The sequence below is a fragment of the Mesorhizobium sp. M0663 genome (genome assembly GCF_040320585.1).
Classification (GTDB): Bacteria; Pseudomonadota; Alphaproteobacteria; order Rhizobiales; family Rhizobiaceae; genus Mesorhizobium.
Map to the genome: position 1 here is coordinate 231,572 of NZ_JAMYPX010000002.1, position 13,030 is coordinate 244,601.

General features: G+C 61.4%; 12 protein-coding genes. 8 read left to right on the forward strand and 4 right to left on the reverse strand.

Annotation, left to right across the window (positions count from 1 at the left end):
- Positions 1-98 precede the first annotated feature (98 nt).
- The 6 genes from NKI54_RS04330 to NKI54_RS04355 all read left to right on the forward strand — a co-directional run bounded on the left by NKI54_RS04330 (position 99) and on the right by NKI54_RS04355 (position 6,077).
- Positions 99-1,127 (forward strand): ABC transporter permease, encoded by a 1,029-nt coding sequence (locus tag NKI54_RS04330; protein ID WP_352449667.1) that lies wholly within the window; start codon positions 99-101, stop codon positions 1,125-1,127.
- Positions 1,127-2,101: an ABC transporter permease gene (locus NKI54_RS04335; protein ID WP_023675638.1), complete on the forward strand. Its 975-nt coding sequence runs from the start codon at positions 1,127-1,129 to the stop codon at positions 2,099-2,101. Before NKI54_RS04330 ends, NKI54_RS04335 begins: the two co-directional genes overlap by 1 nt.
- A complete protein-coding gene (locus NKI54_RS04340; RefSeq protein ID WP_352690760.1) occupies positions 2,091-3,116 on the forward strand; it encodes an ABC transporter ATP-binding protein in 1,026 nt (341 codons plus the stop codon). The genes NKI54_RS04335 and NKI54_RS04340 overlap by 11 nt, the downstream gene beginning before the upstream one ends.
- Positions 3,113-4,105 carry an ABC transporter ATP-binding protein gene (locus NKI54_RS04345; RefSeq protein ID WP_352690761.1) on the forward strand — a complete coding sequence of 331 codons (993 nt, stop codon included), beginning with the start codon at positions 3,113-3,115 and terminating at the stop codon, positions 4,103-4,105. The genes NKI54_RS04340 and NKI54_RS04345 overlap by 4 nt, the downstream gene beginning before the upstream one ends.
- Positions 4,106-4,216: 111 nt before the next feature.
- On the forward strand, positions 4,217-5,098 hold the full coding sequence (locus NKI54_RS04350; protein ID WP_352690762.1) for a branched-chain amino acid ABC transporter permease: 882 nt from the start codon (positions 4,217-4,219) through the stop codon (positions 5,096-5,098).
- Between the two features lies 1 nt (position 5,099).
- Positions 5,100-6,077 carry a branched-chain amino acid ABC transporter permease gene (locus NKI54_RS04355; RefSeq protein WP_352690764.1) on the forward strand — a complete coding sequence of 326 codons (978 nt, stop codon included), beginning with the start codon at positions 5,100-5,102 and terminating at the stop codon, positions 6,075-6,077.
- 20 nt (positions 6,078-6,097) lie between these two features.
- Here NKI54_RS04355 and NKI54_RS04360 read toward each other — a convergent pair whose 3' ends face one another.
- Genes NKI54_RS04360 through NKI54_RS04375 form a run of 4 tightly spaced genes read right to left on the reverse strand, consistent with a single transcriptional unit; the run spans position 6,098 to position 10,127 of the window.
- Entirely contained in the window at positions 6,098-7,273 is a 1,176-nt protein-coding gene (locus NKI54_RS04360) for an ABC transporter ATP-binding protein (protein WP_352690765.1), read from the reverse strand.
- The gene (locus NKI54_RS04365; protein ID WP_023675643.1) at positions 7,266-8,408 is read right to left on the reverse strand and encodes an extracellular solute-binding protein; all 1,143 of its coding nucleotides are present in this window, start codon (positions 8,406-8,408) and stop codon (positions 7,266-7,268) included. Before NKI54_RS04365 ends, NKI54_RS04360 begins: the two co-directional genes overlap by 8 nt.
- Positions 8,409-8,430: 22 nt before the next feature.
- Entirely contained in the window at positions 8,431-9,252 is an 822-nt protein-coding gene (locus NKI54_RS04370) for an ABC transporter permease (protein WP_023675644.1), read from the reverse strand.
- A complete protein-coding gene (locus NKI54_RS04375; protein ID WP_023675645.1) occupies positions 9,249-10,127 on the reverse strand; it encodes an ABC transporter permease in 879 nt (292 codons plus the stop codon). Before NKI54_RS04375 ends, NKI54_RS04370 begins: the two co-directional genes overlap by 4 nt.
- A gap of 249 nt (positions 10,128-10,376) precedes the next feature.
- On the opposite strand from NKI54_RS04375, the gene NKI54_RS04380 reads away from it, so the two are divergent.
- Together NKI54_RS04380 and arfA are read left to right on the forward strand one after the other, a co-directional pair.
- Positions 10,377-11,303, forward strand: coding sequence for an ArsR/SmtB family transcription factor (locus NKI54_RS04380; protein ID WP_352455343.1), 927 nt, complete (start codon positions 10,377-10,379; stop codon positions 11,301-11,303).
- A gap of 184 nt (positions 11,304-11,487) precedes the next feature.
- Positions 11,488-12,999 carry an arabinosylfuranosidase ArfA gene (arfA, locus tag NKI54_RS04385; RefSeq protein WP_352635893.1) on the forward strand — a complete coding sequence of 504 codons (1,512 nt, stop codon included), beginning with the start codon at positions 11,488-11,490 and terminating at the stop codon, positions 12,997-12,999.
- Positions 13,000-13,030 lie beyond the last annotated feature (31 nt).

The window sequence follows — 13,030 nt, forward strand, 5'->3', positions numbered from 1 at the left end:
GCCAATGCGACGGAGTGCCGCTGGCTCTCCGTCGCATTTCCTTTTCCGGCGGATCAGCGCATCTTCCAGGCCGCGATTTTTCCCAGGCAATCCTGTTCATGGTCAATGTCATTGCGGACCAGCCTGCCATCCCGGTTCGCCGGGCCACCGATGGCCCGTGGCGCACCGCTTGGCGCAAGCTGAAAGGCGATCGTTCGGCAATATCTGCCTTCGCCGTGCTCGTCGTCATCGTGATCGCCTCGCTCGCGGCGCCGCTTTATGCGCGATACGTCTCCGGCACCGATCCATTTGTGACCAATCTCAATGGCGAGATCGTCGTCGATGGGGTGACCCAGCCGGTGCTGCAGCCCTCCACCGAAGGCCTTGGCCTCGGCATGACGCCGGTCGGGCCGACCTGGCGCATCGGCCCCTATATGCTCGGTGCCGACAACCAGGGCCGTGACGTCGCGGCGCGGCTGCTTTACGGCGGACGGGATTCGCTGTTGATCTCGGGTGCTGCAGCCGTGCTGTGCCTTGTCCTCGCGACATTCCTGGGGGTCGTTTCCGGCTTCTTCGGCGGCATCGTCGACATCGGCCTGTCGCGCATTCTCGACGTGCTCTGGGCTTTTCCGATTTTCCTGTTGGCGATTTCGTTGTCGATCGTGCTGATTGCGCAGAGTATCCAGATCGGTCCGTTCGAAATCCGCTCCGGCAGCCTGTGGCTACCGGTCTTCATCATCGGCATCGTCTATGTGCCCTATGTGGCGCGGCCGATCCGCGGCCATGTCCTGACCTTAATGCATGCCGAATTCGTCACCGCTGCGATCGGCCTTGGCGCATCGCCCTGGCGCATCCTTTTGCGCGACATCATGCCCAATGTGGTGACCCGCATCATCGTTTTCGTGCCGTTGATCCTGGCGCTCAACATGATGACGGAATCCTCGCTGTCGTTCCTGTCGATCGGCGTGCAGCCGCCGGATGCCAGCTGGGGCACGATCATCCAGGACGGCCAGGGCCTGCTCTATTCGCGGCCGGTCGTGGCACTGGCGCCGGGGCTAGCCATTGTGATCACGGTGCTGGCCCTAAACATTCTGGGCGACGGCGTGCGCGACGCGCTCGATCCGAAATCCTCGCCGAGGGGCGTCTAGTGGTTGCCGCGCTCGGCTTCCGGCTTGGCCAGATGGTGCTGGTTATGTTCGGTATCAGCGTCGTCGCTTTCCTGATCTTCTTTGCGACGCCTGGCGCTGATCCATCGGCGCGCATTGCCGGCCGCAATGCTTCGCAAGAGACGCTGATCCAGGTGCGCCACGATTTCGGTCTCGACCGGCCATTGCCGGTGCAATATGGGCTGATGATGAACCGGCTTTTCGTCAGCCGCGATCTCACCTCCTTCGTCAATCGCGGGCAGCGCGTCATTCCGACCGTGATAAGCGCCATTCCCGTGACGCTGTCGCTGGTCGGCGGCGCGGCAGTGCTGTGGGTGCTCGGCGGATTGATCGTCGGTGTGATCGCAGGCGCAACGCGCGGTACATTCATTGATCGCGCGCTGATGATCCTGAGCCTGGTAGGCGTGTCGATCCCGGTCTTCTGGCTGGGCGAGGTCGCCAACCTGCTGACGCAAAGCCGCTGGCACGACAGCTGGCTGTTTTCCTGGGTTCCTCCGCTCGGCTACATCCCCCTGACCGAGAATCCCTGGGGCTGGTTCAAGGCGCTCGTCATTCCGTGGTTCACGCTGGCAACCCTTTATGTCGGCCTCTACGGCCGGGTGCTGCGGGCAAGCCTGATCGAGATGATGCAGGAGGATTTCATCCGCACCGCCCGAGCCAAGGGGATCGGCGAGCGGCGGGTGGTGCTGCATCATGGCCTCAGGACCTCGCTGGTCGCATTTGTTACCATGTTCGGCCTCGACTTCGGTGCCCTGGTCGGTGGCGGCGCGCTGCTGACCGAAGTGGTCTTCGGACTGCAGGGCGTCGGAAAACTGACCTACGAGGCGCTGCAGACGCTCGATCTGCCGATGATCCTTGCCACGGTGATCTACGCCGCCTTCTTCGTGGTGATGGCAAACTTCGTCGTCGACGTGGTCTTCGTCTTCATCGACCCGAGGGCTCGCGATGTCGGCTGATGCTCCTCTTCTGGTGGTCAAGGACCTCACCGTCTCCTTCCGCAGCGACGAGGGCCTGGTGCGCGCGGTGGGAGGTGTTTCGTTCTCCGTCGAGCAGCGCGAGATCGTCGGTGTGGTCGGCGAATCCGGTTCGGGCAAAAGCCAGACCTTGCTCGCCATTATGGGGTTGATCGACAGCCCCAACGCTATCGTCTCCGGTTCCATCCGTTTCATGGGACAGGAGCTGATCGGGCTCAAGCGGCGTGCGCTCGATGCCATTCGCGGCCGCCAGATCGCGATGATCTTCCAGGATCCGATGTCTGCGCTCACCCCGGTGCATACGATCGGCAACCAGATCGGCGAGCAGGTCCGCGCGCATGAAAAAGTGTCGGCGAAAGCGGCACGGGCGAGGGCCGTGCAATTGCTGGATGCGGTCGGCATCGCAAATCCGGATCGGGTCATCGACAGCTACCCGCACCAGCTTTCCGGCGGTATGCGCCAGCGCGCGGTGATTGCCATGGCGCTCTCGTGCAACCCGGCGCTGCTCGTCGCGGATGAACCGACTACAGCCCTCGATGTTACCGTGCAGGCGCAGATCCTCGAACTGATCGGACGATTGCGCGACCAGTTCGGTTCCGCTGTGATCGTGGTCACGCACGATCTTGGCGTCGTCGCCGAAGTCGCGGACCGGGTACTGGTGATGTATGGCGGACGCTTTGTCGAGGAGGGCGGCAAGAGCAGCGTGTTCCGGGCGCCGCTGCATCCCTACACATGGGGCTTGTTCGGCTCGATCCCGCCGATGGAGGGACCACGTCCAGCCCGGCTCGCTGCCATTCCGGGAATTCCGCCGTCGCTCTCCAACCTGCCGAAGGGCTGCGCCTTCAGCCCCCGCTGCGCCTTTCGCCACGACGCCTGTCTGGTTCAACTGCCGATCATGCAAGGCGAGAGCCATCGCGCCGCGTGCCTGTTGCCGGAGCCTACGCGCAGACAATTCGCTGCCCAGAGGCCTGGCGGCGTGGTGGAGATGCAACGATGAATGCCATGCCACGCGAACGTCCGCTGCTTCGTGCCGGCGACCTGTCGAAGCGCTATAGCGTCGGCCGCTCGATCTTCCCGGCGCAGCGCCGGACCGTGCATGCGGTTGATACGGTGTCGCTCGACATCTGGCCTGGGGAGACCCTCGGCATCGTCGGCGAGTCCGGTTGCGGCAAATCCACGCTTGGCCGGTGTCTGGTGCGTCTGACCGAAATCAGCTCGGGGTCGCTGGAATTCGAGGGCCGCGACATCAGCGACGCCTCCCAGCGCCAGCTTCGTCCGTTGCGGCGGCAGATGCAGATGGTCTTTCAGGATCCCAGCGCTTCGCTCAATCCGCGCCGGCGGGTCGGCGATCTGCTGGCCGATCCGTTCCGCATCCATGAACGCCTCTCGGCATCGGAAATGGCGGACCGCGTGGCCGAGCTCCTGCGCCGGGTCGACTTGTCGCCCCAGCACGCATCGCGCTACCCGCACGAATTCTCCGGCGGCCAGCGCCAGCGTATCGGCATCGCCCGCGCGCTGGCGCTGCGGCCACGGCTGATCGTGGCCGACGAGCCGGTCTCGGCGCTCGACGTGTCGATCCAGGCGCAGATCGTCAATCTGCTCGCCGACCTACGCGAGGAGTACAACCTGACTTATGTGTTCATCGCTCACGACCTTTCGGTGGTGCGTCAGATCTCGAGCCGTGTGGCGGTGATGTATCTGGGATCGATCGTGGAGAGCGGGCCGACCGACGAGGTCTTTGCGGCGCCCAGACATCATTACACCGCGGCGCTGCGTTCCGCCGTGCCGATACCCAGCATCGACCGGGCGCGGCGCGGCCGGCTGGTGCTCAAGGGTGACCTGCCCAGCCCGATGAGCCCACCCTCAGGGTGCCGGTTCCACACCCGTTGCCCAGCTGCCACCCCGATCTGCCGCAGCGAGCGTCCGCTTCTCCAAAGCATTGGCGAGGGCCGCCTGGTTGCTTGCCATCATCCAGCCGGCGGTTGACGACGGGAATTCTCGTTCAGCGATATCGGATCAGGACCGTTCAGCCGTAATCGTCCTTTCGGCGAGGATAGCGGCCGATCTGGACGCCGCACGATCCGACGCTATGTTGCGATGATCTTCGGAATACCCGTTCAGGCATTCCTCGGCCAATTGCTGGTCGGCCTCATCAACGGCTCGTTCTACGCAATGTTGAGCCTGGGCTTGGCTGTCATATTCGGCCTGTTGCGCGTCATCAATTTTGCCCACGGCGCGCTCTATATGCTCGGCGCCTTCGTCGGGTACCTGCTTCTCACCCGGTTTGGCATCGGCTACTGGCCGGCTCTGATCCTGTCGCCGCTGATCGTCGGCGGCTTCGGCGTCGTGGTCGAGCGCCTGGCGCTGTCGAGGCTTTACGACATCGACCCGCTCTACGGGTTGCTTTTCACCTTTGGCCTCGCGCTCGTGCTCGAAGGAGTGTTCCGTTACTACTATGGCGTATCAGGAAGCCCTTGTTCCGTGCCGCCGCTGCTCTCGGGGGGAACCAATCTCGGCTTCATGTTCCTGCCTAATTACCGCGGCTGGGTGGTGGTCGCCTCGATGATCGTCTGTTTTGGCACCTGGGCGCTGATCGAGAAGACCAGGCTGGGCTCCTATCTGCGCGCGGCAACGGAGAACCCCGGGCTGGTGCAGGCTTTCGGCGTCAACGTGCCGTTGCTGCTGACCCTCACCTACGGCCTCGGCGCCGCTCTTGCCGGGCTTGCGGGGGTTCTCGCCGCGCCGATCTATCAGGTGAGCCCGCTGATGGGATCTGACCTCATCATCGTCGTCTTCGCCGTCGTCGTGGTCGGCGGCATGGGATCGATCCTCGTGGCGATCGTCACCGGTTACATGCTTGGCCTCGCCGAAGGCCTGACCAAGGTCTTCTATCCCGAAGTCTCCAATCTGGTGGTCTTCGTCATCATGGCGATCGTGCTTCTGGTCCGGCCAGCCGGCCTGTTCGGAAGGGATGCCTGAGATGGCCGAACTGACACTTCGCGAGACGCGCGCCAAAAGTTCGGTATGGCTTGAATGGACGCTGGTGGGACTCGGCATCGTGGCGCTGCTGGTGGCGCCTTTCTTCGTCTATCCGATCTTCCTGATGAAGATGCTGTGCTTTGCGCTGTTTGCCTGCGCGTTCAACCTTCTGCTCGGCTACACCGGGCTGTTGTCCTTCGGCCATGCGACATTCTTCGGCGGGGCGGCCTATTTCACCGCATACGCGGTCAAGGTCTGGGGCTGGCCGCCGGAAGCGGGCATCCTGCTCGGTGTCCTGGGAGCTGCGCTGCTCGGCCTTGTGATGGGCTTTTTTGCCATCCGCCGGCAAGGCATCTATTTCGCCATGATCACGCTGGCGCTGTCGCAGATGTTCTTCTTCTTCTGCGTGCAGGCGCCGTTCACCGGAGGTGAGGACGGCATCCAGGGCGTGCCGCGCGGCAGGCTGCTTGGAATGCTCGACCTGAACGTCTCGATGAACATCTATTATTTTGTGCTGGCGGTCTTCCTGATCGGCGTGTTCGCCATCTGGCGCATCATCAACTCGCCTTTCGGCATGATCCTGCGTTCCATCCGGGAAAACGAGAGCCGGGCCATTTCGCTGGGCTATTCCGTCGCCAACTACAAGCTGGCGGCTTTCGTCATGTCGGCAACATTGGCCGGGCTGGCCGGCGCGCTCAAGGCGATCGTTTTTCAGTTTGCCACGCTCACCGACGTCACCTGGCAGATGTCGGGCGAGGTGATCCTGATGACGCTCCTCGGCGGCATCGGCACCATGGTCGGGCCGATCATCGGCGCCAGTCTGGTGGTCGGCCTGGAAAACACGCTCGCTACCTCGAGTTTTCCGGTGACCATCGCCACCGGCCTGACCTTCATGGTCTGCGTGCTGGTTTTCCGGCGCGGTATTGTCGGTGAGGTCTATGCGCGGTTTCTCGGGCCAAAGGGTGACGCGAAAGACTGAAACGGCTCAGTTCCGCCTCGCTAGGCGATGCGTAAGCCTTGCGCGTCGAGAAGCACGCAGCCCAGCGGGTCGAAGCAGACATCGACCGCCTCGCCTTCACGCAGCGGCTGGCCGTCGATCAACGTGTTGGCGCGCACCAGCGTGCCGGCGCCGATGTCGATCTCGTAGACCGCATTGCCGCCGAGATAGGAGGTCGAGACGATCCGTCCCGCCAGCCTGTTGGCAGCACCGGCGGTACCGACGGTAAGCTTCTGCGGGCGAACGACAACGGTGACCGCGCTGCCGGTCGCGAGCGCCTTCGGCGCGGCCGCCTTTACGACATGGCCGGTGGCCAGCGCGATCGTCGCCATCTTGCCGTCCATCACTGTCACGCTGCCGGGCAGCATGTTGGCCTTGCCCAGGAAATTGGCGACGAATGCGGTGGCCGGCTGGTCATAGACCTGCGCGGGGGAGCCGATCTGCTCGATCAGGCCGGCGTTCATCACGACGATGTGGTCGGACATCGACAAGGCTTCTTCCTGGTCGTGCGTCACGAAGATAGCGGTGATGCCCGTCTCCCTCTGGATTTTCTTGATCTCGACGCGCATGTCCTCGCGCATATTGGCGTCGAGCGCCGACAAGGGCTCGTCCAGCAGCAGCACTTCCGGCTCGAAGACGATGGCGCGGGCCAGTGCGATGCGTTGCTGCTGGCCGCCCGAGAGCTGCGACGGCAGCTTTGTCTCACTGCCGGGCAGCCGCACCATATCCAGCGCCTTCTTGACCCGGCGCACGATTTCCGGTTTCGGCACGTTTCGGTATTTCAGGCCGAATGCAACGTTGTCGAAGACGTTCTTGTGCGGAAAGAGCGCGTAGTTCTGGAACACCAGACCAATGTTGCGCTTATAGATCGGGATGTCGTCGACCCGCTTTCCGCCGATCGAGATCTGGCCACTGGAGATGTCGACCAGGCCCGCGATCGAGCGCAGGATCGTCGTTTTGCCGCACCCGGACGGCCCCAGCAAGGTGACGAAACTACCTTTGCGGATTGCCAGTGAAAAATCGCGCACAGCGGCGAACTTGCCGTAGAAAATATCGATGTCGCGAAACTCGACCGCAGGCTTTCCTATCGGCTGCCGCTCGCTCTGAGCGAGCGGGTCGCCATCAGCCCCGGCCGAAGCCGGCCGGGGCTGCTGGTCGTGGCTGTTGTCGTCATGCACCTTTCGACACCCTGTCCCATTGCTTGGTCCAGGCGTCTTCGTTCTTCGCCCAGTAGAGCGGATCGGCGAAGGTCAGCGATTTCATCGATCCAGTCGGGTCGAAGGCCGGAAGCGCCGCGATCTTGTCGGTCAGCTTCACCTTGGTCGGGTCAAGCGATGGCGGATAGTTCTGGCCCTCGGCGACGGCGATCGACGTGGCCGGATCCAGCATGAAATTGATCAGCTCCTCGCATTCGGCCATCGGCGATCCCTTGAGCACCAGCATGTCCTCCATCCATGCGTATGAGCCGGCAGGGTCGAGATAGCCGATCGGCTGGCCCTGCTGCTGCAGGGCGGCGACACGTCCTGACCAGGCGTCAGTGACGACGATCTCGTTTCGCGACAGGAGGTCCATGAGTTCCGCGCCGGAACTCCAGAACTTCTTGGCCAGGTCGCGGGTCTCGCGAACCTTGGCCCAGACCGCATCCATGTCCTGGATGTTGTTGGGGTCCTGTTTCGTCTGCAGTGCCGCATACCAGACGCGCGTCGTCATATCGGCGTAGCCGCCGATCTTGCCGGCATATTTCGTGTCGGTAAGCAGGTTGGCGCCCTTTTCCTTGGCTTCTTCCGGCGAGATGACCTTGTTGTTGTAGGCGATGCCGGTGGTGCCGTAATCATATGGCACCGCCGACAGCTTCGGCGTGATCTTACGGAACGGCTCGATCATGGCGGTCAGCACATTCGCCATGTTCGGAATGTTCGCCTCGTTGATCTCGGAATTGAAACCGCCATTGACGTATTTGATATAGTAGTTGACGCCGGAAGAATGGACGATCTGGAAGTCGCCTGGTTTCGACGTCTTGATCTTGGTGATGATCTCGTTCTCGTCGCCAAAGGTGCCCTGGACGACCTTGACCTTGGACTTGGCGGTGTAAGGCTGGAACGCGTACTTATCGATCGCCTCCTGCACCACGCCGCCCCATCCGTCGAAGCGCACTTCCGAAACCGCGGCGAGCGCCCGTCCCATCCAGGGCATGGAAAGCCCGGTGGCGGCGGCAGCGGCGGCCGTCAGCGTCAGGAACGATCGCCGGCTGATGTCGCCATTGGCATAGCGTTCGTTGAGCCGTTCCAGTCGTTTGGTGGTTGTCAGTTTCATTTCCATTCTCCCATTTTCATCTTCACTTGCCTGCCTTGAACCAGGTGAGGCTTTGCAGGACGAGCCCGCCAGCCAAGGGAATGCCGACCGTCAAAAGGATCATGACGGTTCCGAGCGCGTTCACCTCGGGGCTGATCGAGATCTTCAGCATCGAAAGGATTTGCGTCGGCATGGTCTCGACGCCCGCCGGCCGCCAGAACAGGCTGGCCGAGGTGTTGTCGAACGAAATGGTGAAAGCGAGCAGAACACTGGCAAGCACTGCGGGAATGAGCAGCGGCAGCGTGATTTCGCGGAATGTCGACACACGCGGCGCCCCGAGCGAAAGCGCCGCCTCCTCATAGGAACGTTTTATGCCGACCATGCGCGCCTGGACGATCAGCACCACGTAGGGGAGCGTGAGCAGAATGTGGCCGAGCACCAGCAGCGTCATGCTGCGCGGCTGGTCGACGGCTTTGATCATGACCAGCAGGCCGACGCCGAGTATCGTTTCGGGGACCAGCGCGGGAAGAATGACAAGCGTGTTGATCGCCTGCTTGCCACGGAACTCGAAGCGCACCAGCGCCAATGCCGCCATGATGCCGAGCAGCGTCGTCACCGTTGCCGTCACCAGGGCAATCCACATCGATGTCCGGAAGGCGTCGAGAACCGGCTCGTTGGTGAGCAGCTTTTCGTACCATCGCAGGCTGAAGCCGGTGAGGGGAAAGCCGCCGAACATCGAGGCGTTGAAGGAAAGCACGACCGTGGCGAGGATCGGCGCAAACATGAAGATGTAGACGCACACCGTGATCGCGCCGGTCAGCCGCCACGCCCATCTGCCTTCGCGATTGGGATGATCCGCTCTCATGCACTGAGGCCCTTCATGATCTGCGATAGGCCCATATAGCGGCTGTAGGCGGCCGCGGCCGCGCCGAGCAGGACGAACAGGACGATGGAAAGCGTGGCGCCCATCGGCCAATTGAGCTGCCCCATGATGGTGTCGTAGATCAAGTTGCCGAACAGCGCATCGCGGCTGCCGCCGAGCAGCTGCGGCGTCACATAGGAGCCGGCCGCCAGCACGAAGCAGAGCAGCAGCCCGGCGCCCAGCCCCGGCATCGATAGCGGCAGGGTCACTTCGCGAAACGCCTGCGCGCTGGTACAGCCCATCGAGCGGGCGGCGGCGATCAGCGTGCGGTCGATGCTTTCCAGGCTGACATAGACGTTCAGGATCATATAGGGCAGCAGAAAATGCAGCAGCCCCATGATGACGGCGCCCTCGGTGTAGAGCATCGGCAACGGCTCGTTGATAACCCCCAGCCTGATGAGCACGACGTTGATCAGCCCCTGTTCGCCGAGAATATGGATCCACGAGAATGTCCGGATGGTGAAGCTGATCCAGAACGGCACGATGAGCAGCAGCAACAGCAGCCATTTGTGCCTGAAGGTCGTGGCCCAGATGAAATAGGCGGGGAAATAGCCAAGGATCGCGCAGATCACAGCGGTGATGGCGCCGACGCGAACGGTCTTCCAAAGAAAACCGTGATAGTAGCTGTCGGTGAGGAATTCCTTCCAGTTGTCGAAGGTCAGCACCGCCGATTCCACCCCCGCGGTGACGAAGGTGAAAAACGTGTAGACCGTCATCATCGCGATCGGCAGCAGCAGAAGCAGGGTAAGCAGTAAAAGCACAGGCGCGACGAGGACCCAGGCCAGTCGCTGATCGTATAATTTCCACCCTTTGGTCACGACCCGTCCAACCACTCTATGTGCAAGCCGCCATCACCGGGCTCGGCTCCGGACTAGATTGGGCGATCGGCGTTCAGGTGTCCACTCTGCATATGGCTCCTGCACAAATTCTGTGCAGGGCCACCGCGCGACCCTCGCCCTGCCGGATTCAACAAATTGCCCGGCGTTCCGCCTGCACATTGATTAAATCAGATATCCCGATATACAGGGTAATTTCGGATATAGATTTTACATGGGCCGGGCAATTTCATGAGTCGCAATTTTCTGGTGATTGAACCTGAGGAAGGCATTGCCGTGCTCAAGGGGCTTGCCTCCTCGGCGCGGATCTCGATGCTGAAACTGCTGCATGAGAAGGGGCCGATGAATGTCAACGAAATCGCCGCCGTGCTGTCGCTTCCGCAGTCGACCGTCTCGACCAACATCCAGGTGCTGGAGGATGCGGGGCTGATCCGCACCGAGAACCTGAAAGCGAAGAAAGGCAGTCAAAAAATCTGTTATCCGACGGCCGAAGAAGTGCTCGTCGTGTTCAAGAGCGAATATCGTGCGGTCAAGAACGACGCGATCGAAGTGTCGATGCCGATCGGGCTTTATACCGGCTTCGAGGTTACCGCGCCCTGCGGCCTTTGTTCGCCGGACGGCATCATCGGCCTGCTCGATGTGCCGAACACTTTCCTTGATCCGGACCGCATGAAAGCCGGTCTGCTATGGTTCACGCGCGGTTTTGTCGAATACCAGTTCCCCAACAATGCCAAGCTCGCCAATGCCGAGATCACCGGACTCGAAGTTGCGATAGAGCTGTCTTCGGAAGTGCCGGGCACCAGCGCCGATTGGCCCTCGGACATCACGCTGACGATCAATGGCGTCGATGTCGGCACCTGGACGTCGCCGGGGGATTTCGGCGACAAGCGCGGCGTCTTCACGCCCTCCTGGTGGAAGCTCAAGGGCTCGCAATACGGTAAGCTGAAGAACTGGCGAATTGCCAATGACGGCACCTATGTCGACGGCCTCAGGATTTCCGAAACCGGCCTCGCCGCACTCGATCTGAAGAGCCATCATTCAATCCGCGTCCGTATCGGCGTCAAGGACGACGCCAAGCGCCCCGGCGGGATCAATATTTTCGGCAAGGGCTTTGGAAATTACGATCAGGACATCCTGCTCAGGATCAAAACTGGTTGATATCATGAAACCGGGTTCTGAGGATAACGCAGCAATTTCAACTATCTGGCTTTCTGCTGTGCCAAGGCGTTCGTCTAATTGTCCTACATTTGGGTATTTTGGCTTGACGAAGGGCTGCCAATTCCTCTTTGATATCGGGCAAGATGATTTAAATCATCGTTTGTGATATCGATGGGAGGAATGCATGAAGGCAGCCGTTACGGCTCATCCGCATTATGTTGTCTCGGAAATCGATCCGAGGCTCTACGGATCCTTCATCGAGCATCTGGGGCGGGCAGTTTACACCGGCATCTATGAGCCCGGCCATCCGACAGCGGATGCCAGCGGCATGCGTCAGGACGTCATCGATCTCGTCAGGGAACTCAATGTTCCGATCGTCCGCTATCCCGGCGGCAATTTCGTCTCGGCCTACAATTGGGAAGACGGCATTGGCCCCAAGGAACAGCGCCCAGTGCGCCTCGACCTCGCCTGGCACACATCGGAAAGCAACGAAGTCGGCCTGCATGAATTTGCCGATTGGTGCACCTCCGCCAACACCGAGATGATGCTTGCCGTCAATCTCGGCTCGCGCGGCCTCGATGAAGCCCGCAACCTGCTGGAGTACGCCAACCATCCCGGCGGCAGCAAATGGAGCGACAGGCGCATCGCCAACGGCCGCAAGGAGCCCTTCGACGTCAAGCTCTGGTGCCTCGGCAATGAAATGGATGGCCCCTGGCAGATCGGTCACAAGACCGCGGACGAGTATGGCCGGCTGGCGCATGAGACGGCCAAGGCCATGCGCGCCTTCTCCAAGTCACTCGAGCTGGTGGTCTGCGGCTCTTCGAATGCCAAGATGCCGACCTACCCTGAATGGGAAGCGACGGTTCTCGACCATACCTACAACGAGGTCGACTACATCTCACTGCACATGTATTTCGACAACGACGCCAACGACGCTCCGAACTATCTCGCCATGAGCGAAAAGCTCGACGACTACATTGTCTCGGTCGCCGGCGTCATCGAGTATATCAAGGCCAAGAAGCGCTCCAACAAGCAGGTCTACATCTCGTTCGACGAATGGAACGTCTGGTACCATTCCAAGGAGCAGGACAGGAAGATACTCGGCGGCAGCAACGGCTGGCCGTTCGCCCCGCCGTTGCTCGAAGACATCTATAATTTCGAGGATGTGCTGCAGGTCGGCCTGATCCTCAACACCTTCATCCGCCGTTCCGATGTCGTCAAGATCGCCTGCCTGGCACAACTGGTCAATGTCATCGCGCCGATCATGACCGTTCCGAATGGCCCGGCATGGCGGCAGACGATTTTTTATCCCTATCTGTTTGCTTCTAACTATGGTCGCGGCAATGCGCTGGATCTCAAGGTGGAAAGCCCGACCTACAAATCCAGCGTTGCGGGCGACGTCGCCTATGTCGATGTTGCCGGCGTGCACGACAGGCAAACCGGCCACGTCACCTTCTTCGCCGTCAACCGCCATTCGAGCGAGGCAATCGAAACAGTGGTCGACCTCACCGGCTTCGGCGCGGCGGAGATCGTCGATCACCAGGTGATGGCACACGCCGATCTGAAAGCCGTCAATTCGGCCGAAAACCCTGGCAATGTCGGCCCCAGGAAGGGTGAGGGCGCCTCGCTCGCCGGCGGCAAGCTGAGCCTGTCACTGCCGGCCTATTCCTACCAGGTCATACGCCTGAGGCTCTGAGTTCAGGCGGATCATCGAGAAAGCGCAAACG